Annotated in this window: 25 protein-coding genes, 1 tRNA gene and 2 pseudogenes; 14 read left to right on the plus strand and 14 right to left on the minus strand. The window is 59.4% G+C overall.

Translation table 11 applies throughout. From position 1 onward, the window contains the following. Positions 1-119 precede the first annotated feature (119 nt). Positions 120-2,210 (minus strand): TonB-dependent receptor, encoded by a 2,091-nt coding sequence (locus ACIP0B_RS14190; RefSeq protein ID WP_400832825.1) that lies wholly within the window; start codon positions 2,208-2,210, stop codon positions 120-122. Between the two features lie 255 nt (positions 2,211-2,465). Here ACIP0B_RS14190 and ACIP0B_RS14195 point away from each other — a divergent pair, with 255 nt between their 5' ends. From ACIP0B_RS14195 to ACIP0B_RS14225, 7 genes are all read left to right on the plus strand, one after another. After that, on the plus strand, positions 2,466-3,134 hold the full coding sequence (locus ACIP0B_RS14195) for a DsbA family protein (RefSeq protein ID WP_400832827.1): 669 nt from the start codon (positions 2,466-2,468) through the stop codon (positions 3,132-3,134). A gap of 298 nt (positions 3,135-3,432) precedes the next feature. Then, the gene (locus ACIP0B_RS14200) at positions 3,433-4,719 is read left to right on the plus strand and encodes an OprD family porin (protein ID WP_400832829.1); all 1,287 of its coding nucleotides are present in this window, start codon (positions 3,433-3,435) and stop codon (positions 4,717-4,719) included. A 20-nt stretch (positions 4,720-4,739) separates the two neighbouring features. Then, positions 4,740-4,916 (plus strand): hypothetical protein, encoded by a 177-nt coding sequence (locus ACIP0B_RS14205; protein WP_400832831.1) that lies wholly within the window; start codon positions 4,740-4,742, stop codon positions 4,914-4,916. 33 nt (positions 4,917-4,949) lie between these two features. Then, positions 4,950-5,696: a 2OG-Fe dioxygenase family protein gene (locus ACIP0B_RS14210; protein ID WP_400832834.1), complete on the plus strand. Its 747-nt coding sequence runs from the start codon at positions 4,950-4,952 to the stop codon at positions 5,694-5,696. 79 nt (positions 5,697-5,775) lie between these two features. Beyond that, positions 5,776-6,153, plus strand: coding sequence for a GNAT family N-acetyltransferase (locus ACIP0B_RS14215; RefSeq protein WP_085582221.1), 378 nt, complete (start codon positions 5,776-5,778; stop codon positions 6,151-6,153). After that, complete coding sequence (locus ACIP0B_RS14220; RefSeq protein ID WP_085581903.1) at positions 6,150-6,866, plus strand: AzlC family ABC transporter permease; 717 nt, start codon at positions 6,150-6,152, stop codon at positions 6,864-6,866. Before ACIP0B_RS14215 ends, ACIP0B_RS14220 begins: the two co-directional genes overlap by 4 nt. Continuing rightward, the gene (locus ACIP0B_RS14225) at positions 6,845-7,162 is read left to right on the plus strand and encodes an AzlD domain-containing protein (RefSeq protein ID WP_085581901.1); all 318 of its coding nucleotides are present in this window, start codon (positions 6,845-6,847) and stop codon (positions 7,160-7,162) included. Before ACIP0B_RS14220 ends, ACIP0B_RS14225 begins: the two co-directional genes overlap by 22 nt. On the opposite strand, the gene ACIP0B_RS14230 is transcribed toward ACIP0B_RS14225, so the two are convergent. Continuing rightward, positions 7,079-8,005, minus strand: a complete 927-nt coding sequence (locus ACIP0B_RS14230; RefSeq protein WP_400832836.1) for a LysR family transcriptional regulator — start codon at positions 8,003-8,005, stop codon at positions 7,079-7,081. The two genes, ACIP0B_RS14225 and ACIP0B_RS14230, sit on opposite strands and share 84 nt — an antisense overlap. A gap of 372 nt (positions 8,006-8,377) precedes the next feature. Here ACIP0B_RS14230 and ACIP0B_RS14235 point away from each other — a divergent pair, with 372 nt between their 5' ends. From ACIP0B_RS14235 to ACIP0B_RS14250, 4 genes are all read left to right on the plus strand, one after another. Next, positions 8,378-8,665, plus strand: coding sequence for a type II toxin-antitoxin system RelB/DinJ family antitoxin (locus tag ACIP0B_RS14235; protein ID WP_400832838.1), 288 nt, complete (start codon positions 8,378-8,380; stop codon positions 8,663-8,665). Positions 8,666-8,818: 153 nt separating this feature from the next. Then, on the plus strand, positions 8,819-9,037 hold the full coding sequence (locus ACIP0B_RS14240; RefSeq protein WP_085581897.1) for a 4-oxalocrotonate tautomerase family protein: 219 nt from the start codon (positions 8,819-8,821) through the stop codon (positions 9,035-9,037). After that, on the plus strand, positions 9,034-9,678 hold the full coding sequence (locus ACIP0B_RS14245; RefSeq protein ID WP_400832841.1) for a DsbA family oxidoreductase: 645 nt from the start codon (positions 9,034-9,036) through the stop codon (positions 9,676-9,678). Before ACIP0B_RS14240 ends, ACIP0B_RS14245 begins: the two co-directional genes overlap by 4 nt. A 33-nt stretch (positions 9,679-9,711) precedes the next feature. Next, positions 9,712-10,422 carry an SDR family NAD(P)-dependent oxidoreductase gene (locus ACIP0B_RS14250; protein WP_400832843.1) on the plus strand — a complete coding sequence of 237 codons (711 nt, stop codon included), beginning with the start codon at positions 9,712-9,714 and terminating at the stop codon, positions 10,420-10,422. Between the two features lie 58 nt (positions 10,423-10,480). Here ACIP0B_RS14250 and ACIP0B_RS14255 read toward each other — a convergent pair whose 3' ends face one another. Beyond that, positions 10,481-10,756: a DUF3077 domain-containing protein gene (locus ACIP0B_RS14255; protein ID WP_085639411.1), complete on the minus strand. Its 276-nt coding sequence runs from the start codon at positions 10,754-10,756 to the stop codon at positions 10,481-10,483. 443 nt (positions 10,757-11,199) lie between these two features. On the opposite strand from ACIP0B_RS14255, the pseudogene ACIP0B_RS14260 reads away from it, so the two are divergent. After that, positions 11,200-11,503 (plus strand): annotated as a pseudogene (locus ACIP0B_RS14260) (helix-turn-helix domain-containing protein). A gap of 472 nt (positions 11,504-11,975) precedes the next feature. On the opposite strand, the gene ACIP0B_RS14265 reads toward ACIP0B_RS14260, so the two are convergent. The 3 genes from ACIP0B_RS14265 to ACIP0B_RS14275 are packed head-to-tail and all read right to left on the minus strand — an operon-like array spanning position 11,976 to position 15,660. Further along, entirely contained in the window at positions 11,976-13,982 is a 2,007-nt protein-coding gene (locus ACIP0B_RS14265) for a DUF3732 domain-containing protein (protein WP_400832845.1), read from the minus strand. After that, a complete protein-coding gene (locus tag ACIP0B_RS14270; RefSeq protein ID WP_400832847.1) occupies positions 13,979-14,440 on the minus strand; it encodes a three component ABC system middle component in 462 nt (153 codons plus the stop codon). Before ACIP0B_RS14270 ends, ACIP0B_RS14265 begins: the two co-directional genes overlap by 4 nt. Then, complete coding sequence (locus ACIP0B_RS14275; RefSeq protein ID WP_400832850.1) at positions 14,440-15,660, minus strand: hypothetical protein; 1,221 nt, start codon at positions 15,658-15,660, stop codon at positions 14,440-14,442. Before ACIP0B_RS14275 ends, ACIP0B_RS14270 begins: the two co-directional genes overlap by 1 nt. 446 nt (positions 15,661-16,106) lie before the next feature. Between ACIP0B_RS14275 and ACIP0B_RS14280 the strand changes: the two genes are divergently transcribed. Continuing rightward, a complete protein-coding gene (locus tag ACIP0B_RS14280) occupies positions 16,107-16,709 on the plus strand; it encodes an SLATT domain-containing protein (protein ID WP_400832852.1) in 603 nt (200 codons plus the stop codon). After that, a complete protein-coding gene (locus tag ACIP0B_RS14285; protein WP_400832855.1) occupies positions 16,706-18,070 on the plus strand; it encodes a reverse transcriptase domain-containing protein in 1,365 nt (454 codons plus the stop codon). The genes ACIP0B_RS14280 and ACIP0B_RS14285 overlap by 4 nt, the downstream gene beginning before the upstream one ends. A gap of 35 nt (positions 18,071-18,105) precedes the next feature. On the opposite strand, the pseudogene ACIP0B_RS14290 reads toward ACIP0B_RS14285, so the two are convergent. The 8 genes and pseudogenes from ACIP0B_RS14290 to ACIP0B_RS14325 form a co-directional block, all read right to left on the minus strand. Continuing rightward, a pseudogene (locus ACIP0B_RS14290) lies at positions 18,106-18,366 on the minus strand (hypothetical protein). Continuing rightward, the gene (locus tag ACIP0B_RS14295; protein ID WP_400832864.1) at positions 18,359-19,342 is read right to left on the minus strand and encodes an integrase; all 984 of its coding nucleotides are present in this window, start codon (positions 19,340-19,342) and stop codon (positions 18,359-18,361) included. The pseudogene ACIP0B_RS14290 and the gene ACIP0B_RS14295 overlap by 8 nt, the downstream one beginning before the upstream one ends. A 717-nt stretch (positions 19,343-20,059) precedes the next feature. Next, a tRNA-Thr gene (locus tag ACIP0B_RS14300) sits at positions 20,060-20,135 on the minus strand. Positions 20,136-20,211: 76 nt separating this feature from the next. Beyond that, on the minus strand, positions 20,212-21,027 hold the full coding sequence (locus ACIP0B_RS14305) for an FkbM family methyltransferase (RefSeq protein WP_400832856.1): 816 nt from the start codon (positions 21,025-21,027) through the stop codon (positions 20,212-20,214). A 344-nt stretch (positions 21,028-21,371) separates the two neighbouring features. Beyond that, entirely contained in the window at positions 21,372-22,607 is a 1,236-nt protein-coding gene (locus ACIP0B_RS14310; RefSeq protein WP_400832858.1) for a methyltransferase, read from the minus strand. Then, the gene (locus ACIP0B_RS14315; protein ID WP_085581876.1) at positions 22,588-23,277 is read right to left on the minus strand and encodes an ABC transporter permease; all 690 of its coding nucleotides are present in this window, start codon (positions 23,275-23,277) and stop codon (positions 22,588-22,590) included. Before ACIP0B_RS14315 ends, ACIP0B_RS14310 begins: the two co-directional genes overlap by 20 nt. Continuing rightward, complete coding sequence (locus ACIP0B_RS14320; protein WP_400832861.1) at positions 23,274-23,969, minus strand: ABC transporter permease; 696 nt, start codon at positions 23,967-23,969, stop codon at positions 23,274-23,276. Before ACIP0B_RS14320 ends, ACIP0B_RS14315 begins: the two co-directional genes overlap by 4 nt. Positions 23,970-24,047: 78 nt before the next feature. Further along, on the minus strand, positions 24,048-24,794 hold the full coding sequence (locus ACIP0B_RS14325; RefSeq protein ID WP_085581872.1) for an ABC transporter substrate-binding protein: 747 nt from the start codon (positions 24,792-24,794) through the stop codon (positions 24,048-24,050). Positions 24,795-24,924: the final 130 nt, after the last annotated feature.

Raw genomic sequence — 24,924 nt, forward strand, 5'->3', positions numbered from 1 at the left:
CAGGGTTGCGGGATGACCGCAAAGCTATGGTCACCGCAAGACAATGTGGGAGCCAGCCTGCTGGCGATGGCGGCGGGTCAGCCGGAAATGCCCCGAAGGGCACACCGGCGGCCCGATGCTCAGAAGCTGTACGTGCCGGTGACCACCAGGCTGCGCGGCGCACCCGGCTGGATCTGGAACGCACTGGTGGCCGACGAGTAGTACTCGCGGTCGGTGATGTTGTTCAGCGCCGCGCGCACGTCCCAGTCCTTGTGGCGGTAGCCGGCCAGGGCGTCCCAGCGGCCGTAGCCCGGCAGCACCGTGGTGTTGGCGTTGTCGGCGTAGCGCTGGCCGACCAGGGTCAGGCCGGTTTCGGCGTACCAGCCAAGCTCCGGTTTCCAGGTCAGGAACAGGCTGCCGTTGTGCTTGGCCACGTTGTTCACGCGCTTGCCTTCCAGGCCGTTGTTGTCCTTCTCGATGGTCGCGTCCTGCACGCCGACGCCGCCGCGCACGTACCAGTTGCCGGTGATCTTGCCGGTGCCGGTCAGCTCGATCCCGCGCGAGCGCTGCAGGCCGCTGAGCACGGTCAGGGTCGGGTCGTTCGGGTCGGTGGTGCGGCGGTTGTAGAGTTCCAGCTCGTAGACCGCCAGGGTGGTGCTCAGGCGGTCGTCCAGCCAGTCGCTCTTGACCCCGATTTCCTTCTGCTTGGTCAGTTCCGGGCTCAGGTCGTTGCCGTTGCCCGCCGCGCCCGGCGTGATGCCGATCAGGCCGCCGCCGACCGGCGAGAAGGTCTTGGTCCACGAGGCGTAGAACGAGTGGTTCTGCAAAGGCGTCCAGACCACGCCGAAACGCGGGCTGGTGCTGTGGCTGTCGCGGTCTTCGGAAATGTTGCGCAGCTTGTTGGTCGACTCGATGTCGAAGGTGTCGTAGCGCAGGCCCGCCAGCAGTTGCCATTGGTCGTTCAGGCGCAGTTGGTCCTGCACGTACACGGCGCGGCTTTCGACCTCGGTGTGGCTGCTGCTGGAGACCTGCATGCGCCCGGTGTGGCGCAGGTCGCGGTCGGGGCTGTACAGGTCCAGGCCCGGCACCGGCGAGCTGCCGCGCCCGGAAGTGGCGGCGTTGTACAGCGTCGGGTCGCGGCGCTGGCTGCCGGTCTCGATCCCGGTCAGCAGGCGGTGCTCGAGGCCGAACGTCTCGAAGCCGCCCTCCAGCTCAAGGTTGTTGTAGATGTTGCGGGTGGTCAGATCCTGCTGCCAGTGCTGGCGGGTGACCTTGTTGGTCTTCTTGTCGAAGCCGGTGAGGTAGGTGTTGTCGAAGTCGCTGTCGAGCTTGAACACGCCGAGGGTGTGGCGCAGTTGCCAGTTGTCGCTCAGTTCATAGCTCAGGCGCGAGCGCAGGGATTGCGTCTTGTCGTCGATGAAGTCGTGGTCGTTGCCGTAGGTGGTGTCCCGGCCGACGTCGGCGGGGCGTCCGTCGATGCCCGGGATGCCGCGGTCCGGCGTGCGGTTGTAGCGGCTGTATTCGTACTGCACCAGCCAGTTCAGGTCCGGCGTCAGTTGCCAGCTCATCGACGGGGCGAACAGCTGGCGGTTGCCGCTGACGCCGTCGCGGAAGCTGTTTTCGTCCATGTTGCCCATGTTCAGGCGCAGGCTGATGTTTTCGCTCGGGTCGGCGCTGAGGTCGGCGTACAGGCTGCGCAGGTCTTCGCTGCCGCCCTGGGCCTCGATGGTCGAGCGGCGTCCGGCTTCCGGCGCCTTGCTCACCCGGTTGACGATCCCGCCCTGGCTGCCGCGGCCGTAGAGCACGGCGGCCGGGCCCTTGAGCACTTCGACGCGTTCGATGTTGTGCAGGTCGCGCTTGTACTGGCTGTCGTCGCGGATGCCGTCCAGATAGAAGTCGTTGCTGGCGTCGAAGCCGCGGATGCGCAGGCTGTCGAACCGGGTGTCGCCGCCGTTGCTGACGTTGGGGATGCCGCTCAGCGCGTCGCCCAGGTCATTGGTGCCGTAGTCGGCGACGTTGGAGGTCTTGATCGAGTCGATCGCCTGAGGCACGTAACGCACAGGCGTGGCGGTGCGGGTCGCGGTGCTGCTGACTTTCACGCGTGGATCGTCAACCTGCGACTCGGCGCTGATCGAGGTGGCGGGCAATTCGGTCGCGGAGTAGGCGAAACCGGAGGACAGGACGGCGGAAAGCCCGAGGGTGACGGGCGTAAGACGGAACGGGGCAGGCATTGAAAAGCGCATCCGAAAGGGTGGAGGATTCTGAACGCGCGAATGGTAATGCTTTGCATTTGCTTTCGTTAATGATTCGTTAAAAGTTCCTTTGTTTGATTGTTTCAATTTATTTCAACGCTGATACAAAGCCGTTATGGCGCCATTCGACCGATTCAGGAAACAGACTGAAAGCGATTCCGGCGTTTTTCGGCAACCGCTGGAGCACTAATCTGCCGCCATCGATTTTTCCCACCTTTGATGCCGGAGTTTCCGATGATCCTTCACTACATTTACGACCCGCTGTGCGGCTGGTGCTACGGCGCCGAACCGCTGGTCCAGGCCGCGCAGACAGTGCTGCCGGTGATTGCCCACGGCGGCGGCATGATGACCGGCGCCCAGCGCCAGGCCGTCTCGCCGCAGTTGCGCAATTACGTCATGCCCCACGACCGGCGCATCGCCGAGTACACCGGCCAGCCGTTCGGCGAGGCGTACTTCGAGGGGCTGCTGCGCGACCATACGGCGGTCTTCGATTCCGTGCCGCCGATCGCCGCCGTGATGGCCGCCGAACAACTGGATGGACGCGGCCTGGTGCTGCTCGGACGCCTGCAGACCGCCCACTACGTGGAAGGCCGGCGGATCGCCGATGAAGCCGTGCTGATGGAACTGGCGGCCGAGCTGGGTTTCGATCCGGCCGCTTTCCGGGCTGCTTTCGCGTCCGCCGACACCGGTGGCCACATAAAGGAAAGCCGCGCGCTGCTGGCGACGCTCCACGGCAACGGTTTCCCGACCTTCGCGCTGGAGCAGGACGGCCAGTTCGCCCTGATCGACATCGGCCCCTGGCTGGGCAAGCCGCAGGCCTTCGCCCAATGGCTGGGCGAGTCCTTGCCGAACGCAGCAGAGTCACCGTCATTGCCGGTCTGCGGGCTCGACGGCTGCGCTTGAGGACGCGCGGGATTCCCTGAGCGCTGTCATTTATGTGCACGCCGCTATCGCAAAAATTACGTTTTTTAGACGATTTTTGCCTATTTACAGACGATTCTTGAAATTGACACATTGTTCAGGGCGCGGCTACGATTCGGCCCAACGCCTGTGGCCAACCGCCATGACTCAAGAACAATAAGAAGGCCCGACACGGTTTTGCCGTGGGCGGGCCTTTTTGTTCCGGGATGAAAAAAGAGTGCGATAGCGCCGTTTCAGCCGTTCGACACAGCGCGTTTCAACCCGTAATAAGGAAAACAAAATGTTGAACAAGCGGATCAGTCTGATCGCATTGGGGATGTTGAGCGCCACTCAGGCCATGGCTAACGACCAGGCCGAGTCCAAGGGTTTTGTTGAAGACAGCAGCCTCAAAGTGCTGCTGCGCAACGCCTACATCAATCGTGACTACAAAGACGGCAACAAGGACAAGTCCGAGTGGGGCCAAGCGGCCATCGGTACGTTCTCGTCCGGCTTCACCCAAGGCACCATCGGTGTGGGTGTGGACGCCTTCGGCCTGTACGCGCTGAACCTGGAGCGCAACGAAAAACGCAGCGGCGCCCAAGGCATCGACTTCTTCAAGAAGGGCGACAGCGGCGACCCGGCCAACGACCTGTCCAAGGGCGGCGCGGCGGTGAAATTCCGTCTGTCCAACACCGTGCTGACCTACGGTGACCAGATGCCGGCCCTGCCGGTGCTGAACTACGACAACTCGCGTCTGCTGCCGGAAAGCTACACCGGTACCCTGATCACCTCCAAGGAGATCAAAGGCCTGGAGCTGAACGCCGGCCGTTTCACCGCCGAATCGCGCAAGAGCGCCGAAGGCCGTGACAGCGGTGGCCTGAAGTCGATCAACGTGTTGGGCGGCAGCTATCAGTTCACTGAACAGTTCAAGGCTGCGCTGTACGCTTCCGACGTCGAAGATGTGCTGAAGAAGCAATACGTGAACGCCAACTACGTGTTCCCGATCGACAAGGATCAGTCCCTGACCCTGGACTTCAACGGTTACCGCACCAAGCTGGACAACTCCTATGTCCGCGAGAACGGCTACACCGGCGACGACAACAAGATCTGGAGCCTGGCGGCGACCTTCGCCACAGGTCCCCACTCGTTCACCGTGGCGCACCAGCGCTCCACCGGCGACAGCAACCTGGGCTACGCCTACGGCGGCTACCAGAAAGGCCAGAACCGCATCGGCGACGGCGGCAACACCATCTACCTGGCCAACTCCTACTGGTCGGACTTCAACGCTGAAGACGAGCGCAGCTGGCAGCTGGGCTACGGCCTGGACTTCGGCGCCTTCGGCGTGCCGGGCCTGAGCTACAACTTCGCTTACGTGCGTGGCGACAACATCACCACCTCCACCAGCGAAGGCGGCACCGAGCGCGAAATCTTCAACCAGTTCAAGTACGTCGTGCAGAGCGGTCCGGCCAAGGACCTCAGCGTGAAACTGCGCAGCTCGATCCTGCGCGTGTCGCAGAAGTCCAGCGAGTACAACATCGGCGGCAACGAACTGCGTGTGTTCGTGGATTACCCGATCAACATCTTCTGATGATCGCTTAAGCTGCAGACATGGAAAAAACCCCGACCGGTTCGGGGTTTTTTTTCGGCCCGTTTTTGATGAAAAAGGCGAAAAAGACGCCTTTCGACCCCTTCAAACTGCATTTGAAGGTGCTTCAAAAGCCGTTTCAAACAGGGCTTCAAATGCCTGAAATTCTTTCTCATGGACGCAAATTCTCCACCCTCTAGATTAGGGCGTTCAATGCAACGGAGAATTTGGCAATGATCGTTTTGAACAGAGAAGTGGGCGAATCGCTACGGCGCGACAAGTATGTCAACGTCCAGGGTGGTGACTTCAATCTCTACGGTCATTTCGCCGACTTCGTCAGACTGACCAAAAGTTGGGAAAACATGGAACCTGACAGTTATTACGGTCAGGCCGACGCCGGCATGCGCTACCGTCGCTACAGCGACTTCGAGTACAACCCCAAGACCCGCGAACTGCGTCAGCTGGAGCACCGCGCCTATGTGCAGTCCAAGGCCAACAACAGTTACGTGGGCGGCGTCGTGCGGCACTTCCAGGACTTCTCCGACGAAGTCATCACTTCGCCGGTGATGCGCAGCCTGATCGACACCGACTTCGAGGTTTACAAGAACGTGCTGCCGGAAGAGCTGCACGAGGAGATCTGGCAGTGCCAGATCCACCAGATCCGCATCGAGATCAAGCCCGGCAAGCAACTGGAGATCACGCCGGAAGGCATCCACTGCGACGGCTACCCGTTCAGCGGCGTGCACTTCTGGGGGCGCAACAACGTCGACGGCGCCGAAAGCCGCCTGTACGACATCCATGAGCACCAACTGGCGTCGACCACCTACCAGGAAATCCTCGACACCACCTACTTCCTCGACCGCGACATGCGCCACTACGTGACACCGGCGCGCAACACCCACTCGGACGCCATGGCGTACCGGCAGATCCTGGCGATTTCCTTCTCGCGGCCCGGGACCGCTTTCGACATTGTTCGCTAATCAGATCACCCCCATCGACGGCGTCGAATGCTCGACGCCGGTGGTGCTGCGACGCGCCACCGCCAAGGATGCGCAGCGCATGGAGCGCTTCTTCCGCCAGTTCGACGAAGTGTCCTTCTGCGAATGGCAGGACGCCAAGTGCCTGCGCGGCGTGCTGATCCAGAAGACCACCACGGCGTACCTCGCCTTCGACGTCGAAGGCGAGATCGTCGGCGCGGTGCTCGGCGGCATGCTCGGCAGCCGCGGCACCATCAACCACCTGGCGGTCAGCCTGCGCTACCGCAGCCAGGGCGTCGGCCAGCGGCTGGTGGAGGCGGCGTCGTCCGACATGAAGCGTGTCGGCGTGCTGCGGATGTTTCTGTTCGTCGACGATGCTAACCTCGCGGGCAAGCGTTTTTGGACGGCCCAGGGTTTTTGCGAACCTCACGGCGAACGGACTTACGAGAGGGATCTATGAATGAAACGTCCGGCAGTGCGCCGCTGATGGCCGACCGTCAGCCGTCGCGCACGTTCGCCGAAGCCAGCCCGGTGGTGGCCGGCTACTTCACGGTGTCGTTCGTGTTCGGGCTGATGGCGGTCAACGCCGGGCTGCCGCTGTGGCTGCCGGTGGCGATGTGCCTGTTCGTGTATGCCGGGGCTTCGCAGTTCGCGGCGCTGGCGCTGATCAGCAGCGGGGCGTCGCTGACCACCATCGTGCTGACCACTTTCCTGATCAACGCGCGGCACATGCTGATGTCGGTGTACATGGCCAAGGCCCTGCGCGCGCTGGGCCTGAGCCGCATGGAGCGCTGGTGCTACGCCGGCGGGCTGACCGACGAATCGTTCGCCTTCCACAGCGTGAAGCTGGGCAACGGCGCACCGGTGAACGTGCGTTACCTGATTGGTTTCAACCTGTTCTGCCACACCTCATGGGTGCTCGGCGGGCTGCTCGGGGCGGTCTGCGCGCAGTACGCGGCGCACCTGATCAAGTACCAGCTCGACTACGCCCTGACTGCGATGATGCTCTACGTGCTGGTCTCGCTGTGCAACACCCGGAAAAAACTCGTCGCCGCCCTGGCCGCCGTGCTGTGCATGGGCGCACTGAGCCTGGTGGGCACTTCGCCGTTCAACGTTTTCATCGCCACGTTCGTGGGCTGCGGGGTGGGTGTATGCCTGACCAAACGTTCCTGATGCTGGTGGTGGCGCTGATGATGGCCGTGACCTTCCTGCCGCGGGCCCTGCCGCTGCAGGTCAATACCGAGCACTGGCCACCCTTCGTGGCGCGGGCGCTGGAATACCTGCCGGTGGCGATCGTCGCTGCGATCAGCCTGACTCCCTTGTTGATCAAGGACCAGCGCATACAGCTCGACCGCCCGGAATTCTATGCCGCGATTCCGACGTTGTTATGTGCGTATTTCAGCAAAAACCTCTTTCTCAGTGTGGCGGTTGGGACGGCTGCGTACATTGCGCTCGGCTCGTTCATGTAGCGGCAGATCGACCACGTCGTTCAGCGCCTGGCCGGACAGGTCCGGGTTGTTCACCGCCAGGCGCACTTCGAGGAAATCCTCGAACCCGGGGAAAATCGTCAGGCCGTTCTTCTGCGCGGCCTCGCGCGAGACCATGCCGACGCCGTCCATTTGGGTGATCAGCGACAGGGTCAGGGTTTCGCTGCACGAATAGATCATGCGCTGACCGTTCTCGTGATTGCCCAGCCCCGCGTCGAGAAAACGCAAAAAGCTGTGGGAATACGGACAATCCTCTGCGGGACGCACCTGAAACTTGTTGCCCAGCAACGTCAGCGGATCGTTCTCCTGCCCGCAATGGGCACCGACCACCTGCACCTGCACCTCCGGCAGGACAAGGCTCGGCAGGCCCGGCCGCTGCGGGCCGATCAGCACCGCGAGGTCGAAGTCCTCGTTCTTCAGCTTGCTGAGGTTCTCCATCGACTCGGCGTAGCTGAACTCCATCTGGTAATCGGGGAACACCTCGATCAGGCGCCCGATCATCCGCCGGTTGAAGTCCGGCGCCAGCGTGGTGTTCAGCGCCACCTTCAGGGTGCGCTGTCCCGGCGCCTTCAGCGTTTCGACTTTCTCTTCCATCTGGCGCGTGGCGATCAGCACCCGGTCCATGTAGGGCGTCAGTTCAGTGCCCTGCGGCGTCAGCGTCAGCCCTTTGTTGGAACGGCGAAACAAGCGGAAACCGAACTGTTCTTCGACCTTGTTCAACTGTGCGGCCAACGCCTGCACGGTCAGGCACGAGTGCTCGGCTGCGGCCGACAACGAGCCGGTCTGCACGATGCGCATGAGGTTGCGTAAGGTTCTGCTATCCATGGGTAATGCCCTCTGATGTGGGCTGGGTATTGTTGTGTACGTTGCTGCCGGTCCGGCGCCATCTGCCGGCTATATTCCTGTACCTGAGCATAGTTGTCGCGCAATTAGTAGCGAATTGATGTCCCCGCCGATGGCTGGAGGCTGACAGAGGATCGGGTTTTTTGATGACGTGGGGGTGATTGGGGTCAAAAAAGTACCCGAATCAGTCATGGGAGAGTGGTAATTCTGAGAGAAGGAGATGAGAGGAGAGATTCTCCTTTACTTGCGATCATTACGGAAAATTCCTATGGGAAGCTGCAACTGCGCTGATGGCGTCGGTCTCTGTCAGCATCTCTAATAGGTTTTGTTCGTACCAGTAAATGGCAGATACAGGTGATTGCCTTGGATGTTCAGTTGAGATTCGCCGATTCGCGAAGCAGTATCGATAAGGATTTGGAGGCAGAAGCCAGCAAGGTTTTGGACGCTCACGGGCTTACCCTCGCAGATGCAGTTCGTTTGTTTCTCATTAAAGTCGTTACGACTCAGAACCTACCGTTCGAAACGCGAAAACCTTCCCCGAAAGCCGCCCGGGCCATACGGGAAGCTAGAGAGATAGGTCGACGTTTCGACTCCATGGATGGAGGGCAAAGAAAGCAGGGCCGACGAACACGCACTAAGTAGCGGCATGAATAAGGCTTGGCGGTTTGCACCGAATTGATTACACCACCTCACAAATGAAGTACCCCACCCCTACTTTTTCCCCTCCCGCCGCACGCCTAAATTGAGCTCCAACACCTGACCCCATCCCGAGGCCAGGTCACTGGGAGAGTCGTCATGCCATTCGTCAGCGTCCGCATCACCCGCGACGGCGTCACCGCCGAACAGAAAGCCCAGGTGATCGCCGAAATCACGGAAACCCTGGAACGCGTCCTCAACAAACGCCCGGATCTGACCCACATCGTGATCGAAGAAGTCGACACCGATAACTGGGGCTACGCCGGCATCACCACCACCGAGTACCGCCGACAGCTGGCGGAACGGGGCCAGTCATGACCCCGACCGTGACCATCGATTTCGTCTCCGACGTGGTGTGCCCCTGGTGCGCACTCGGGGCGACGGCGCTGGAGCAGGCCATCGCCAACCTGGCCGGCGAAGTGTCGGTGGAGCTGACCTACAAGCCCTTCGAACTGAACCCGGACATGCCGGCCGAAGGCGAACCGGCGGAGCAGCACCTGATGCGCAAGTACGGACGCAGCGCCGCCGACATCGCCGCCGGCAAGCGGATGCAGATCGAACGCGGCCAGGCCATCGGCTTCGAGTTCGACCTGAAGAAGCGCACGCACTTCTACAACACCTTCGACGCCCACCGCCTGCTGATGTGGGCGGCGCAGGAAGGGCGGCAGATCGCGCTGAAGAAGATCCTGCTGCGCGCCTACTTCCGCGACGGCGCCAACCCGAGCGACCGGCCGACCCTGGTGGGCCTGGCCGCCGAAGCGGGACTGGATGCAGCCCGGGCCCGCAAGGTGCTGGCCAACGACGAGTTCGCCAGCGAAGTGCGCCAGCTCGAAATGTTCTACCGGCAACACGGCATCAATTCGGTGCCGGCGCTGATTCTGAACGGCACGCACCTGGTGTCCGGTTCGCAATCGGTCGAGTACTACGAACAGATGCTTAAACAACTGGCCAAGGCCTGATTGAACACCGTCTTTATCATTGAGGAATCCATCATGAGCAGCTCGAAAAAAACCGTCGTCATCACCGGTGCATCCCAAGGTCTGGGCGAAGGCATGGTCAAGACCTTCCGCGAACTGGGCTACAACATCGTCGCCACCTCGCGCTCGATCAAACCGTCGAACGACCCGCAGATCCTGACCATCGCCGGCGACATCGGCGACCCCGCCACCGCCCAGCGCGTGATCAGCGAAGGCGTGGCCCGCTTCGGCCGCATCGACACCCTGGTCAACAACGCCGGCATCTTCGTCGCCAAACCGTTCACCGCCTACACCCCGGAAGACTACGCGGCGGTGCTGTCGGTCAACCTCAACGGCTTCTTCTACATCACCCAACTGGCCATCGCCGAAATGGAAAAACAGGGCAAGGGCCACGTGGTCAACATCACCACCAGCCTCGTCGACCACGCTATCGACGGCGTCCCTTCGGTCCTCGCCTCACTGACCAAGGGCGGCCTCAACGCCGCGACCAAATCCCTGGCCATCGAATACGCCAAACGCGGAATCCGCGTGAACGCCGTGTCGCCAGGCATCATCAAAACCCCGATGCACGGCGAAGAAACCCACGCGGCGCTGGGCAGCCTGCACCCGGTCGGGCACATGGGCGAAGTTGAAGACATCGCGCAGGCGGTGGTCTATCTCGACAACGCGGGGTTCGTCACCGGCGAGATTCTGCATGTGGACGGCGGGCAGAGCGCCGGGCACTGAGTGCGGTTGAAACACAAAGCCCTCGCAGAGATGCGAGGGCCTTTTTTTTGGACGCGGTTCAGGGTTTTGGCTTCGGCGAATCCAGGACTTTCACCGCGTCATCGATCAAGGCCTTGCTCAACTCCTGCAAATACTGTGAGGCGCAGGTGCGCAGGTCGGGATCACGCGCGGCGGAGGTGTCCGCAATCAACAATCGGGATATGTGGAGAAGCTGCGAGGCGTGGGAGAGGGCGGTAGTGACCGGGACGCCGGCGTTGGTGCGGAACAGCGCGTGGTTCGAATGGAAGGAAAAGTGGGTGAGGCCGAGGGTTTTCAGGTCTTGAGGGTGGGTCATTGGGCTTCACCTGCCGTTCGCTGCGCGGTGGAGGGAGATGACCGATGTTTTGAACTTGGACGGATCGATGGCATTCATTTGTGAAACTCCCTGTATCAAATGAGGGCTGCCTATTTCGTTCTCAGGCGAAAAGGGTGGCAGCTATGCGCAGGCTGAGAAACCGGAGATACAGGAACCCGGCAGACCCCGAAGGTCTCCCACGCACAGCCGCCATTGCACGGAAATACGGGCACAAAAAAGCGCCGGCAAACGTGGGTTGGGGGCGCTGGTGCGCCTGTATCTTACTCGGGTTCTCAGGCCCGGTCGCTGGATTGGCAGCGACGGGGTTGACGGTAGCTTGGGGGCGGTGGGAGTGCAATCGTGGCTAAATGGTGGTGGGGTGATATCTTCGGGGATAGATCTGGAAGGTTGGGTCGCGGAATGATTGCAGGAGAGGGGCGGGAATGACGGATGAATTGGAGCAGTTTCAGCAAGACCTGTTGGATTCTGTACGTGAGATGAAGGCGGCGAGGGCTGCGGGTGTCACTGAGGTGCCGCTAACGGTGGTCGCTGGGGCACGGGAAGGTGGGCTTATCGCAGAGCGCGGTTGCCAAACTGATCGGAGTGAGTTTGCGGATATTGCAAGATTGGGAGCAGGGCCATAGGTAGCCAACGGCTACAGCAAAGACCTTGCTGCGTGTCGCTAGTCAGCACCCCGAAGCATTGCGGGATTTACAGTCGTCTTTTGACATTCCGATTGGAATCTAGCGACGCGGTTGCCAATGATCGGAGATGTAGACATCTACAAACAACAAAGCTTCTGTGTCTCTGCTGGGAATCAGGAGTCGAACTGATCTATATCTATATGATTATTATAATTTTTCTTGATTATTTAAATCGTATTATCCCTTCGAATATCCTTTTTCCGGGCATTGATCGAATCGGTCAGTGCACCTGATTTTCGGCTATTTCTAACCGTATTTGGATTGCTATCCCAAAATGTAACTTGAGTTGTATTTCAACGGATGAGCAACAGAAAACGGTGGTGGCTCTTCGGCGAGCTCAGTGTCGACCCAGGATCCAATAACAGAGTTATGGCCTACCTTGTTTGGGCGGCGATGGCTACACTATGGAAACTGCTGCACAAAGCGGACGGCGAGCCCGAAAAATAAATCTGTCCCCTTCTCGGTCCTGACCACCTACCTGCCAAGGGAGGTTATCTCCCTTGGCACACCTCAAGTTATTCCGCGATCAGTCCATGCGTTCTCCACCGAGCACGCACGAAATTCTCAAAGATGTAATCGTCCTGAAGCGGCAGTTTATCGGCATGGTCGCACACGATGATCTGCGGCATGACGCCTGTTTCTTTGAATGTTACATCGCAGAACCTGGCGAGGTTGGTGAACATTTTTGAGACGGAGTCTACGTCCTCATCCACTGTCTTCGTTGTCTGCCTGTCACCGCGCAATTCACCTGCTTTGAAGGCATCCGCATCATCTGTAGAAGGAAAATAAACCTGGGTGGGCTGGTCGAGGAACAGAATCGGCGGCACCTTGCATTTCGGATGCGCCGCGAACTGATAATGCAAGGACAAGAATAGGGTCAGGTGCGAGTAGAGCCAGTTCGCACCGCTGCCCATACTGCGCAAAAATACCTTCTTCACTCGTCCGCCCTCAATCGGCCGTTCATGCCAAAGGTCGAACGTCTCGACATCGAATTTCAATGACCCGCTCTTGTACGTATCTTCGAAATCGAAGTCTTTACCCAAGGCTTTCATCTTCTTGTTGATGCCATTCTGCACCGCCCAGAGCTTCGACTCCACGTTGTACTGGGCCATCTGTCCATCGAGTTTTTCGACTTCCTTCTCCCAGAACTCGACCATACCCTTGATTTCTGAAGGAGGGTTCGCGAGACACTTCTCGATGGCAAGCTCCAGCTTGAGCTTGGCTTTTTGAGCGCCGCCATCGACGGACTTAGATCGCTCCAGTCGATCTGCCTCGTCATCTAGCGGTTTCAGAGCTTGCTCTACAAGAGCCAGCGCCGCGCGATGCTTTTTGAGATCCGCGTCGATGGTTCGACGTTCCTCGCCGAAGCCTTCGCGCGCGTAGGTGGAGACCTTGAGTTCGTCGTTAAGCCAGTGGATCGCTGCCGATAGCTTGTTGGCTTCATCCTCTGCCACATCTGATTGCGATGCGCAGACCGGACAGACCGCATTTTCCAGATTCACGGCTTTCGGGATGGGCAGCGCTGTCACGGATGTTGCAAACCCTGACGCCTGTTCGGCAGAAACCTTCAGCAGATAGCGAGTGTTGAGCGCTTTCTGGATGGTGGACATCAACTCCGCTTTCTGTTCGCGCAGCTCAGCCCTACGGGTTTCAAATGCACTGGACAGACCGTCCACCCTAACGGAGATACCCGTGAGACGCTCCAACGCGGGCTTTGGCCTCGTCCAGATTTCGTCGGGCGTCAGTTCGGTCAGTGGCTGGCCCGCGAACGCCTCGTACTCCTTCAGCAGATTCGAAAACTCGGTCAGGTAGTCGTCCTTGATCTTTTCCTGCTTTGGAATTTGAGCCTGGGCGCGCTTGAGCTCGTACATGGCCTCGGTACGTAACTTGGCGAGATCGAAGTAGTCTTCACCTACGATGTCCATGAAAATTTTGAACTGATCGATGGCCTGATCACGCTTGCGCTTCTCCTCGAAGCGGTAAAATACTGCGTGCCGGTTAGCTACCAGGTTTTGATGCTGCAGCATGAACGATGGGAAGCTGCGAATCGAAGGGGTAGCGCTCCACTTTCCAGTCATTTCCTTCTGCAGCGGATCCGTGTCGATGTTCTCCAACGTAACGCCGAAGAATCGCCCAATGCTCTTGAGGAATTCGCTTTTGTACTGGAAAAAGTTTGGAGCGAAGAATTCCTTTACATTGTCCTGGATCAGCTCCAGGACATTTTCCACCTGTGGCCCCGAAACCTCACGCAGGAAACAACGGTTGCCGGACGCTTCTCGGCCTGTGACGACTGCGATGGTTGGAAATCGAAGTACGGCAAAGAATAGCTTCGCACGATCCGTGATGATGCCTTCGGGAATCGTGTCTTCCGAGCTCCCCAGGCAGTAATCGAAGATGTCGAGTATCGCGCTCTTACCCTTGGAGGATTTACCCGTGATGATGTTGAGCCCGGGCTTGAAGGGAACGTGGTGGACGCCATCATCTTTGTCCACCACACCGATGTACTCTACATAACACTTCATAGCGATTTGAGCCCTAACATCCTGTAAATAGAAACTACGTTTTCACCAGTCAGCACCATCGCCAGCTTCTGGCTGTATTTCAGCAAAGACTTGTCCGCATTGCCCGACTGCGGTTTCTGGAGCGCTCTCACGGAGAGGTCAGGCGTGATCTCAAGGCTTTTCTCTGCAGCCAGGATCAGCAGCGCGGCGTTGGTGATTGGCTTAAATTCCTCAACACGCATGGCCAGGCCGATGAGCCTCTCAGCGTCTGATGCCATCGTCCGCACAGAGCTGTCACGCCGTGCTCTGTTCAAGAACTTGTGCATCGGCTTGTAGGTAACGAGCGGCAGGATCAGGTAACTAAGCAACACATCCTTCTCCACGGGCTCCCAGTCCTGGTAAAAGCTCTGGATCAAAGGGGCCAACGCAAAGGGTGTCCTGTGCAAGGTGTACAGGTGGTCAGAGACTTGAGTGGTCATCACCATAGTCTCCAGTGGAACTCGTCATCTTCATCCTCAGGTTTCTCCCCTGCGAGCATGTGATAAATACCATTGCGGAACTCGGGCATGGTGTGTTCCAAGCCACAGAAAGGCTCTACAGGCAGCCCATTGCGCTCAATGAAGAACACCATGGATCGGGTGCTTAACTCCGTTGGGCAGGTAATGCCTATGCAGCCCAGCATCGCGAGCTCGCGACCATACTGGTGCAGCGTGAGATGGTTCCCGAGGTAGCCATCGAGCATCGGTTTGAAGAGCACGCCATCTGTATACAGATCGGAGATCGTGTTCTGGGCGACCACTCGATGTAGAGCCGCGCGCTTCAGGTGATGCTCGCCCCCGATCTCAACAATTTTCTGAGCAAATGGCATGGGTCGAATCTCTTCGACGTCGATAGCTTTCTTGAGCGCCGCCAAGTCCACTTTTGGGAAGGTTTTGGGGTGCTTCATGTACTGATGCGTGAGCTCAGACAATTTGTCAGTGAAAGCCTGATGGGTGATTTTCCAACCGCTAATCACCAGTTGAGGGCTGCTCATGAAGCCCAACAGATCTTCGATGAATTGCTGGCATTTAGACGGACGAATCGGCTTGAGATGCCGGGTCTGGTAGCTCTGCAGGCGCTGCTCCAGCGACTCAGCGCCGGTAGTGATGTGCATCCGTTCCAGCACTTCCATCAACGCGTTGCGTCGTTCGGGGGCCATCACATGCTGCTGAAGTTTCCTGGCCTTGGAAGATTTGGCGCCCCCCTCCACATCTTCAGATTCCTGCTTCGATTGCTGATCCACCCCAGCGTAGGATGACCCAGCGATGGTCTCCATAATCGACAGTCGCGCTGCAGGTGTGGCCGTGTTCCAACCCTTGAGTAGCGCTTGCGCTCCGAACTCTTGGGTGGTCAGCAACACTAGACTCTTGAACGAAGTGCGGTCGAAGTTCTCATGGAGCCAGTTTTTTACGGTGTTCCAGAAATTGGGATGGCTGTCCGTTAAGCTATTGGAGTAAAGCTTGACCTCGGTCTGGGCTTTGCCGGGTACCGTGACATCACCCATGACTTCAAGCCACAGGCACTCATCAGGTGCCAGGTCGTAGCAGTACTCCACGGCTACGAGCAACTGATACTGGAGCGCTTTGAACAGGAGGGTCGCATCGAACGGCAAAGGAGCGTCGCCGGGTAGCGCCGTATTTGGTGGTTGCGTCGTATCCATACACATTCCAAGTTGGGCATGACTCCCTGACCAACGACTCGCCCAGCAAATCGAGCATGCCCATGCCTTTGGGATGCACAACAGCGAATCAACGCCAGGCACTGGCCCGGCGTTGGTAAGAGCACATAACTGTTATTCCATTACTGTATATAAGTACAGTAAATTTCAAGATTACGATATATGCTACCAGCACTCACCGCCGTAGTCGCCAAATGCCATCATATTGATCGTTGACGTCCTCTCACCACCTAGTGTCGCCAACGCTGCCTTGGCCTATACCCCTTTGCCATCAACCTGAGCGTCTGCCAAAACGTACCTTCCCTGGCGTGTGATGGCATTGTAAGATCAGCGCTGAAGAGGCAGGTACCTCCTCTCGTTCATTCGAGGGCGGCTCTGATAATTAACAGCTTCTGCTGTTGGGCTTATGCCCACCGATCCCCTCGGGGATGTTCAAAGATGACTCAAACCCGCTTGCCTCTTCTCCCAAATTCGATGGAGAAGTATCTGTGAAGGACAGTGTTTGGTTCACCTACAAAGCTCGTATTCAGGCCCATAATCGCCTGGAGTGGTTGGACTTTCATTCACAGATTCTTCTGATCTGGTACGCGATTCTCAGCACCGTTCTGGGTGTCCTGGCCATCCGCTATGAGCACATCCTCGGCCCTGACACCGACGTACTGGCCACCGTACTTTCTGTTGCGCTCCTGGGCGTCTCGCTTGCCGTTACAAACCGGGATTTCCGGGTACGGGCCATGGCCATGCGCAAAAACTACCTGCAGTTGCAGGGTCTGTACCGTGAGCTTGCCCCGAACACCGACCCTACTCTCACTCAGGCGCAGCAGTATGATGAGTTGCTCGCTGAGTCAGAGAATCACAGAGAGATTGATGACCGAATCGCCCGGGTATTTTCGACAGGCTTGACCAGTCGAACCCCTACTGCGTTCGAGAGCTGCTACGCCATTTCCTGGCTCGGTGCGCGCCTGGTTATCACCGTCGCCCTGTACGCCCTTCCCCTTGCAGCAGCCGCATATACCTGGGTAGGGAAATGAGTGCCGCCCGTAGCTTCAAGAAGTATTTTGCCCGCAAACAACTACTTGGCATCTACACGGATAAGATCAAGAAATCCGGTGCTATTGGGCTTGATCGCACTCGCCCGTCCAAGCTCGATTCCAGGCTGACTGATGAGCTTGAACTGATCGTCCAAAAGGTTAAGCAGGGGAAGTATCGATTCACTGCCTATAAGGAAAAGCTGATTTTAAAGGGAGCGACTTCGCTTCCCCGACAGATCTCAATTCCGACCGCGCGGGATCGAATCGTGTTGCGCGCCTTGTGTGAATGCCTCGCAGAAGTCTACCCGACGGCCAAGCTGTCATTACCCCAGGTTGTTATTGAAGATCTGAAAACTGCGCTCGCATCCGGTGCTTATGTCGAGTATGCCAAAATCGACCTGAAGAGCTTCTACCCCTCGATCCCGCACACCCTGATCGATGCCGCTATTCGAAAGAAGATTCGCAAGCCTGAGCTCAAGCACCTGATAACGTCGGCAATCACCACGCCGACTGTGTCTGAATCAATAGGCAGAAAGGACACGCCCAACTTGACCATCGGTGTGCCCCAGGGGCTGGCCATTTCAAACCTGCTCGCTGAGATCGCACTGCAGGAGATCGACCTGGCGTTCAATGGCAGGCCAGGGATATGGTTCAAGCGCTACGTGGACGACATTCTGCTCCTGACGCCAGCCGGGCATTCCGAGACAGTGGCCAAAGAGCTGATCACTGAACTGCAAAGAATGGAGCTGCACCCGCACGATTTCGGCCCGGACTCGAAATCGAAGTACGCCCCCCTGACCGACCCGTTCAGTTTCTTGGGTTACCAGATCGAAGGTGGCCATGTCATCATCCGACGAGGAAGCATCCTCCGTTTCGAATCGTCCATTGCCAATATCTTCACCGCATACCGGCACAAGGTCGCAACCGCTAAGTCGCCTAAGGATATGGAGCGCGCCCGCGCGTATTGCGAATGGAAAGTGAATCTGCGGATCACCGGATGCTTCTTCGAAGGGAAACGACGAGGCTGGGCATCCTACTTTTCCCAGATCACATCGACCGCTCAGTTACGGTCGGTCAATCACACGATACGCAATTTGACCAAACGCTCCTCGCTGGAAGGAAGAATCAAGCTCAAGTCGCTGATCAAGACCTTCTACGAGCTCAAGCGTGGAAGAGCCGGCAATCACGCCTACATTCCAAACCTAGATGATCACAGCATCGCGGATAAACGGAAGGTGTTAGCGCTGTGGATTGGTGATGACGTTGCCACGCTTCGCGATGACCAGGTGGAACGGCTGTTTGCGATCAAGGTGAGCAAGGCCGTGAGGGAGCTTGAAGAGGATATTGCCCAGCGATCATGACCAGCAAGCTCATGCTTTACTCATTGACTGAAACCTCATGTCTTCTGTAGGCATAGGGCTAGCAGCCGTATGGTTAACACGTAGTAATACCGAGTAGCCTCACTACGCTGGCTCAGGTTGTGCTCAAGAAACCAAGCCAGGTGCTTTCTCTGGCAAGTCCAGGGCGTTTCTCGCTGCCAGCGCGCTGCGATTTCAGCCTGAATGATTTTCGCCTGGCGCTAGTGGCGTTGCCGCGCCGCGTGTGAGCCGGTCAGCACCCCTGCCAGGAACAGTTCCATATCGAATGGCTTACTCATGCCAGCCACCGATATAGGCAGCGACTACATCGATCCGACCGTGCCCCAGCTCATAGCCGATTTGCGTTCGGGCATCACGATCAAGGCTTCTGTCTATCTCGTAGCAGCGACCGCCATTGATAGGTGCTCGGTGCTGGGTGATCTGCTCATAGCGCTCACATGCGTAAGCAGCTCGCAGTTCATGAAAGCCTTTGAGGTCATGTGTGTGCAGGACGTCCCGCGCCGGGCGAACTACTTGCTGCAGAACATCCACGTAGCTTTCGTTTGGGACGATCAGGTTTCGGCTACCTACTGGCGAAGCCCGCTCCGCAAATCCAAGTGCATCGCGAATATGCTGATCCACTGTAATCCAGCGTGGCGCCGAAGCGCCGGCGCGACCGCCTTTGGTGTCGTCCTGAATGTTGATCTTGCCGAGGTCTTTGGCCTCTTGGCATAGCCGTGGCAGGTCAGCTAGGATGGCCACACGCAAGCGCATGCCGGTGGCGCGCGCCAAGAGAATGATCGCTGCGGGTCGCAACTGATCACGGCTACAAAACGCATCGACGACCTGCGTAATTTGATCGCAGTCTTGGCCTTGCGGCACCAACTGCCGAACTCCGGTGCGCTGCATACCCAATGCCTTGCTCGGACTTGGCAACGTCACGTACTGTTCACCGCGAAGCGCCGCCATAGTCCTGTTAACACTGGATAGCCGGTTTTGTGCGGTGCTGACGGCGAGGTCGCCGCGCCTAACCACGTCGCGCAGATAGGCCGCATAGTCGGCCAACACTTTTCGATCAATCTGCCGCGCATCATTGATACCGGGCCCCTGTTCGGAACGGCACCATTTGACGAATGCCTTCCAGCGATCACAGTGCGCTTTGACCGTGCCGTAATGACCGCCACCGAACATGTCTTTCAGCGCTTGCGGCCCTGCGTAGCTCAACTGCCTGCCATAGCCGAAATTGCGGCCATCGCGTCTACCCACCAGTCCCATGTCGCTCACCTCATCTTCCGCTCTCCGATCCTCGCCCCACGTCATCCCGCCAAGAATGTTGAGTGTTATCAGGGATCAAGGCCCCTGCGACCTGTGGGGAATGTCCTCTACACGGGACTGGCGGCTCCTTACGACCGGGAGCAAGGACATCTCATGATCTGGCCTCCCGAGCACCGTTACCGGTGGGCGGGTTGAAGGCAGCACTGGCTGACGAAACCAGCGTCTGAAGATCCTGAGCCGGGTGAAAGCAGCAATGAGATGACCGGGGCCTGCCTGACTGTCAGTCAGGTGCAGTCCATTCCTTGGTCTGCGGCAACATCATCTACATGGCTGTTGCTGGTGACATCCGCGTTTGTCACGCCGATTGTCACGAGGGGGATTGCCGCAAAGCCATGTGCGAACAGGGCTGCAGCAGTGGTAGAAGTGCCCGTCTCTTTTCAGAAGAAAGGGACGGGCACAGGTTGGCGCAATATTCGGCCAAGCGGATAGGTTGCTGCAGGGCAGCGAGGTACGGTGTATCTGGCGCACGAGCGCCATATGTGTAAGAGCATCCATCACATTGAGAAAAGATGATCTGTTTTCCAGTGCTGCAACTCTAGAGCGGACATGAGAGCAGCGGCATAGACAGTCAACACAACAACCATCCGCGACAGAAGATTTTTCCAACCCCCCAAAAACAACAAAGCCCCTGCATTTCTGCAGGGGCTTTGTTTTGTATGGTGCCGGCACCAGGAATCGAACCCGGGACCTACTGATTACAAGTCAGTTGCTCTACCAACTGAGCTATACCGGCGTGTGGGCGACGATTATAGCGGTTGGGCGGGTTCTGTAAACCCCTGAATTCTGACTATTTTTGCGCGGGCGGCGGATCAGGCCCGGCGCAGGAGGTTGCGCAGTTTTTGTACAGTGCGCCAGGTGCGGCTGTTCTGCAGGGCGCGCAGTTGGGCTTCGGCGTGTTCGGCGCGTTGCAGGGCGGTTTCCAGGTCGGTGTTGAGCGGGTGGGCGAGTTTGTGGCCCTTGCAGAGCCGGAAGTCGTCGAGGTTGCAGGGCGGGATGTCGAAGGCGGGTTTGAGGTGCAGGTGTTCGTCGGCCAGGAAGTAGCTGTTGAGGCCGTCGAACAGCACGTTCTGGTAGCCCGCGTCGGTCACCAGGTGCTCCCAGGTGTGGTCGCGTGCCCATGGGGTTTCGATGAGGATGACCATGGGGCGGAAGCGGGTGAAGTCCATGCCGCGCAGGACGGTTTCTTCGTGGCCTTCGACGTCGATCTTCAGGAAGTGGATCGTCCGGCCGGCGGCGTGTTCTTCGCAGATCGACGTGAGGGTGCGGGCGGTGACGGTGAGCGGCTGCACGTTCATGCCGAGGTCTTTGCGGGCCTTTGCGACGGCGGGGTCGGCCGTGGAGAGGCCGGTGTCGGCAATGCCGTAGAAGGTCAGTTCGCCGGGCCGGTCGCTGGCCACGCATTGCAGGGTCGTGTCGCGGGGGCGTTGCCGGCGCAGGGCGTCGCAGTAGTCCTGCATCGGTTCGACGTTGATGCCCTGCCAGCCGTGGTCGTAGAAGGCTTTGGTGACGGAGTCGTGGACCGGGTCATTGGCGCCGACGTCGATGTAGAAGCCGTTCTCGAAAAGCTTGAGGGCTCGCCACAGGCGGATGTCTTCGAAGTTCTGGGCGTAGGAAATGAACGTCACGGTCGTCTCCTTACTGTCGGATTTTTCTTGTTGGTGCGTGCGCCGCCGGCACGGAGTGACTGTGTATAGCAAGGGTGCCGGACAGGTGCAATTGCCTGTGCCGGGCGTCCGGGATTCGGCGTTTATGTCCTTTTGATTGGGGGCTTATGCACAACGCGCCAGAGGGGACGTGCGTTTACGCGGGGTTTTGTGGACGGGTTCTCATTTGGGTCGCAAATCCCTGTTTTACAGGTTTTTTATTCATATGAACAAAAAATGACCAGTGCTGTTTCGCCCCTGAAACAGGCGTGGATATTGGATCCACGGAGAATCCATCAACAGAGTTATCCACAGGCTGCGTGGCGTCAGGCGCGCTCGGCCAGCAGCAGGAAGTTGCGGGGCGTAAGCGGGGTGTCGCAGAAGGTACCGAGGCGCACGGTGTAACCCTGCTCGCTGAGGAAAAGTGCCCGGTCCAGGTTCAGCCAAAGCTCCAGCGGCCGTCGGAACAATCCGCGCAGCAGTTCCAGGTTGCGAACGTCGGCCAACCGCTGCCATCCCGCCGCTTCCAGGGCCGGCCAGTCCGGCTCGCCGCTTGTGGATAACTCTTTGAGCGCAGCGAGGTCGCGGCAGTAGTCGGCGAAGGGTTTGTCCAGCCAGGCGCAGGGCAGGGACGGGGTGGGCAAGTATGAATCGACGCCGCGCAGTTGCCGTTGCCACAGGTCGAACCCCAGGCGCCGGGCCATGGAGGTGTCGCGCTGGCGGCGGACGCGTGCGCCGGCGGTGACGGTTTCGCTCATGGGCAGTGCCAGGTCTTCCAGCGACAGTTGCAGGACGGATCGCAGACCCGGCGAGGACAACGCCTGATACTCGGTCAGACGGATCCGGTTGTAGCAGCACGGCGCGATGGCCATGTGTTTGCAGCCGGCGGCGCTGGCCAGTTGCATCAGCCGCACATGCAGATCGCCGCAGGCGTGCAGGGCGACGGGGGTGTGGCGGGCGTCGAGGACGGTTGCAGCGTCGGCGGCCAGAACGTCCTGCTCGACGTGCAAGACGCGCAGATGATGACGCTGGCTCAGTGCCTGGCCACTGGCGACCAACGAAGGGTCGTATTCCACGCAGGTGAGTTGCTGCTCGGCCCCCAGCAGGCGCCGTCCCAAATGCCCTTTGCCGGCACACCAGTCCAGCCAATGCACGGGCCTGGAGGCAAACGACAAGCGACTGGCGAACGCCTCGATCTGCTGCCACTTGCGCCCCGGCACATCGACGTTGAGCCGATGGCCCGCGGCCTCCAGCGCATGCCCCGGCAGTTCGCCCACCGCGCTCAGCTCAAGCGACAACGCTGCCAGGGACGCGAACGGCTCCGGCGCATTCAGCAGATCGGCAGGGTGGTTGTGGGCATTTTCCGCATCCTCCAGCGACCGGCCGCGTAGCCAGGTTGCCAGTTCCGGGTGGGACGTTTCCCAGGGAAGGTGCAGATGAGTGAACGGACGGGGTTTCCACAACGCCTGATGGGCGGTGAGAAAGGCATCCAGTGCCGTGAACCGGGCGAGGAGGGCCTCGCCCGTCAGCACGTGGGCAGCGTCAGCGCCCTTGGCAGGCATCGACGCGCAGCCAGCGTTCCAGCAGCTTGAAGCCGCGGACCAGCACGTAGGCCATGACTAGGTAGAACACGCCGGCGGCGAAGAAGATCTCTACCGGCAGGTAGGTGCGGGCGATGATCGTGCGGGCCATGCCGGTGAGTTCCAGCAGGGTCACGGTGCTGGCCAGGGCGCTGGCCTTGAGCATCAGGATCACTTCGTTGCTGTAGGCCGGCAGGCCGATGCGCGCGGCGCGCGGCAGGATGATGTAGAACAGCGCCTTGGGCTTGGACATGCCCAGGGCCCGCGCCGCCTCGATCTCGCCCGGCGGGATCGCCTGGATCGCGCCGCGCAGGATCTCGGCGATGTACGCGGCGGTGTGCAGGGTCATGGTGGCGGTGGCGCACCAGAACGGATCGCGCAGGTACGGCCACATCGAGCTGTTGCGGATCACGTCGAACTGCGCCAGGCCGTAGTAGACCAGGAACAGCTGGACCAGCAGCGGCGTGCCGCGGAAAAAGAAGATGTAGGCGTAGGGCAAAGCGCGCACGTACCACAGCTTCGACGAGCGGGCGATGCCCAGCGGAATCGCCAGCAGCAGCCCGGCGATCACGGCGATGGCCACCAGCTCCAGGGTCAGGGTCGCGCCCTGGGCCAGTTTCGGCAGCCACTTGATGATGACGTCCCAGTTCATTGAGCGCTCCTCGCGAAGCCGCGTGCGGCGCGTTTTTCCAGCAGGTGCATGCCGATCATCGCCAGCACCGTCAGGCCCAGGTACATGAAGGCGGCGACCATATAGAAGGTGAACGGCTGTTTGGAGACGGTCACGCCGATCTGCGCGTGACGCATGATTTCTTCCAGGCCGATCACCGACACCAGCGCGGTGTCCTTCATCAGGATCATGAACAGGTTGCCCAGGCCCGGCAGGGCGATGCGCCACATCTGCGGCAAGATCAGCTTGGTGAAGATCCGCCATTTCGACAGGCCCAGGGCCACGCCGGCCTCACGGTGGCCCTTGGGGATGGCGAGGATCGCGCCGCGGAACACTTCCGTGGCGTAGGCGCCGAAGCACAGCCCCAGCGCGATGACGCCGGCGGCGAAGGCGCTGAGCTCAAGCTCCGGGTTGCCGAAGTATTCGCCCAGGGCGCGCATGGCGTTGACGGTGCCGAAGTAGATCAGCAGCACCCAGAGCAGTTCCGGGACGCCGCGCACCAAGGTCGAGTAGGTGCTGCCCAGCCATTGCAGGGGCTTGTACGGGGACGTCTTGGCCAAGGCGCCGAGCAGGCCGAGCACCAGCCCCAGGCACAGGGCCGAGAGCGCCAGTTTGACGGTCATCAGCGCGCCGGCGGCGAGCGCCGGGCCGAATCCGTAGAGGTCGATAATCATGGAATTCTTTTCAAGTCGCGGCAGGCAAGGCCGGGGACCGGCGCCGTTCGCAGGCGGCGCCGATCCGGCCGGTCAGGATCAGTAGATGCTGAACGGGAAGTACTTGTCGTTGATCTTCTTGTAGGTGCCGTCAGCGACGATTTCCTTCAGCGCGGCGTTCAGCTTCTCGCGGATCGGATCGTTCTTGCGCACGGCGATGCCGATCTTGTCGCTTTCTTCCACCGGGTCGCCCTTGAATTCGTAGGCCTTGCCGGCGTCGCTCTTGAGCCACTCGTAGTTGACGTACTTGTCGGCGAGGATGCCGTCCAGGCGACCGGAGGTCAGGTCCAGGTAGGCGTTTTCCTGGGTGTCGTACAGCTTGACCTCGACGCCCGGCATGTTGTCTTCCATGAAGGTGCCGGCCAGGGTCGCGCGCTGGGCGCCGATCACTTTGCCCTTGAGGGAGTCCTTGTCGGTCTTGAACTCTTTGTCCTTCGGCGCGATGAACTGCAGCTTGTTGGAGTAGTACGGATCGGTGAAGTCCACCGCCTGCTTGCGTTCGTCGGTGATCGACATCGACGAGATCAGGAAGTCGAACTTCTTGGCGTTCAGGGCCGGGATGATGCCGTCCCAGTCGGAGGTGACCACGCTGCACTCGACCTTCATCTTGGCGCAGAGGGCGTCGCCGATGTCCTTGTCGAAGCCGACCACGTTACCGCTGGCGTCCTTGTTGTTGAACGGCGGGTAAGCCGCCTCGATGCCCATCTTCAAAGTCTCGGCCATGGCGCCGGCGCTGAAGGCCAGGGTCACGGCGGCGGCCAGGAAGACCTTTTTGTAGTTCTGCATGCGGGTAGCTCCGTTAGCGGTTGCTGGACATGAATTGTTTGCAGCGCGCCGAAAGCGGGTTCTCGAACACCTGCTGCGGCTGTCTTCGTCGTTCTGGTAGGCGTACACGCTGCCGCCCAGGGTCAGTTTC

The sequence above is a fragment of the Pseudomonas sp. NPDC089534 genome, from assembly GCF_044749305.1.
Taxonomy (GTDB): domain Bacteria; phylum Pseudomonadota; class Gammaproteobacteria; order Pseudomonadales; family Pseudomonadaceae; genus Aquipseudomonas; species Aquipseudomonas ekonensis.

Coding starts and splice junctions, on each gene's coding strand:
- ACIP0B_RS14265 (WP_400832845.1), bottom strand. CDS start 13,982: ATGAAGTGTTATGTAGAGTACATCGGTGTGGTGGACAAAGATGATGGC.
- ACIP0B_RS14190 (WP_400832825.1), bottom strand. CDS start 2,210: ATGCCTGCCCCGTTCCGTCTTACGCCCGTCACCCTCGGGCTTTCCGCC.
- ACIP0B_RS14225 (WP_085581901.1), top strand. CDS start 6,845: ATGCCTGACCAAACGTTCCTGATGCTGGTGGTGGCGCTGATGATGGCC.
- ACIP0B_RS14315 (WP_085581876.1), bottom strand. CDS start 23,277: ATGAACTGGGACGTCATCATCAAGTGGCTGCCGAAACTGGCCCAGGGC.
- ACIP0B_RS14325 (WP_085581872.1), bottom strand. CDS start 24,794: ATGCAGAACTACAAAAAGGTCTTCCTGGCCGCCGCCGTGACCCTGGCC.
- ACIP0B_RS14285 (WP_400832855.1), top strand. CDS start 16,706: ATGAGTGCCGCCCGTAGCTTCAAGAAGTATTTTGCCCGCAAACAACTA.
- ACIP0B_RS14215 (WP_085582221.1), top strand. CDS start 5,776: ATGGAGCGCTTCTTCCGCCAGTTCGACGAAGTGTCCTTCTGCGAATGG.
- ACIP0B_RS14255 (WP_085639411.1), bottom strand. CDS start 10,756: ATGACCCACCCTCAAGACCTGAAAACCCTCGGCCTCACCCACTTTTCC.
- ACIP0B_RS14230 (WP_400832836.1), bottom strand. CDS start 8,005: ATGGATAGCAGAACCTTACGCAACCTCATGCGCATCGTGCAGACCGGC.
- ACIP0B_RS14245 (WP_400832841.1), top strand. CDS start 9,034: ATGACCCCGACCGTGACCATCGATTTCGTCTCCGACGTGGTGTGCCCC.
- ACIP0B_RS14280 (WP_400832852.1), top strand. CDS start 16,107: ATGTTCAAAGATGACTCAAACCCGCTTGCCTCTTCTCCCAAATTCGAT.
- ACIP0B_RS14270 (WP_400832847.1), bottom strand. CDS start 14,440: ATGACCACTCAAGTCTCTGACCACCTGTACACCTTGCACAGGACACCC.
- ACIP0B_RS14200 (WP_400832829.1), top strand. CDS start 3,433: ATGTTGAACAAGCGGATCAGTCTGATCGCATTGGGGATGTTGAGCGCC.
- ACIP0B_RS14195 (WP_400832827.1), top strand. CDS start 2,466: ATGATCCTTCACTACATTTACGACCCGCTGTGCGGCTGGTGCTACGGC.
- ACIP0B_RS14240 (WP_085581897.1), top strand. CDS start 8,819: ATGCCATTCGTCAGCGTCCGCATCACCCGCGACGGCGTCACCGCCGAA.
- ACIP0B_RS14320 (WP_400832861.1), bottom strand. CDS start 23,969: ATGATTATCGACCTCTACGGATTCGGCCCGGCGCTCGCCGCCGGCGCG.
- ACIP0B_RS14295 (WP_400832864.1), bottom strand. CDS start 19,342: ATGGGACTGGTGGGTAGACGCGATGGCCGCAATTTCGGCTATGGCAGG.
- ACIP0B_RS14205 (WP_400832831.1), top strand. CDS start 4,740: ATGGAAAAAACCCCGACCGGTTCGGGGTTTTTTTTCGGCCCGTTTTTG.
- ACIP0B_RS14275 (WP_400832850.1), bottom strand. CDS start 15,660: ATGGATACGACGCAACCACCAAATACGGCGCTACCCGGCGACGCTCCT.
- ACIP0B_RS14210 (WP_400832834.1), top strand. CDS start 4,950: ATGATCGTTTTGAACAGAGAAGTGGGCGAATCGCTACGGCGCGACAAG.
- ACIP0B_RS14220 (WP_085581903.1), top strand. CDS start 6,150: ATGAATGAAACGTCCGGCAGTGCGCCGCTGATGGCCGACCGTCAGCCG.
- ACIP0B_RS14310 (WP_400832858.1), bottom strand. CDS start 22,607: ATGCCTGCCAAGGGCGCTGACGCTGCCCACGTGCTGACGGGCGAGGCC.
- ACIP0B_RS14250 (WP_400832843.1), top strand. CDS start 9,712: ATGAGCAGCTCGAAAAAAACCGTCGTCATCACCGGTGCATCCCAAGGT.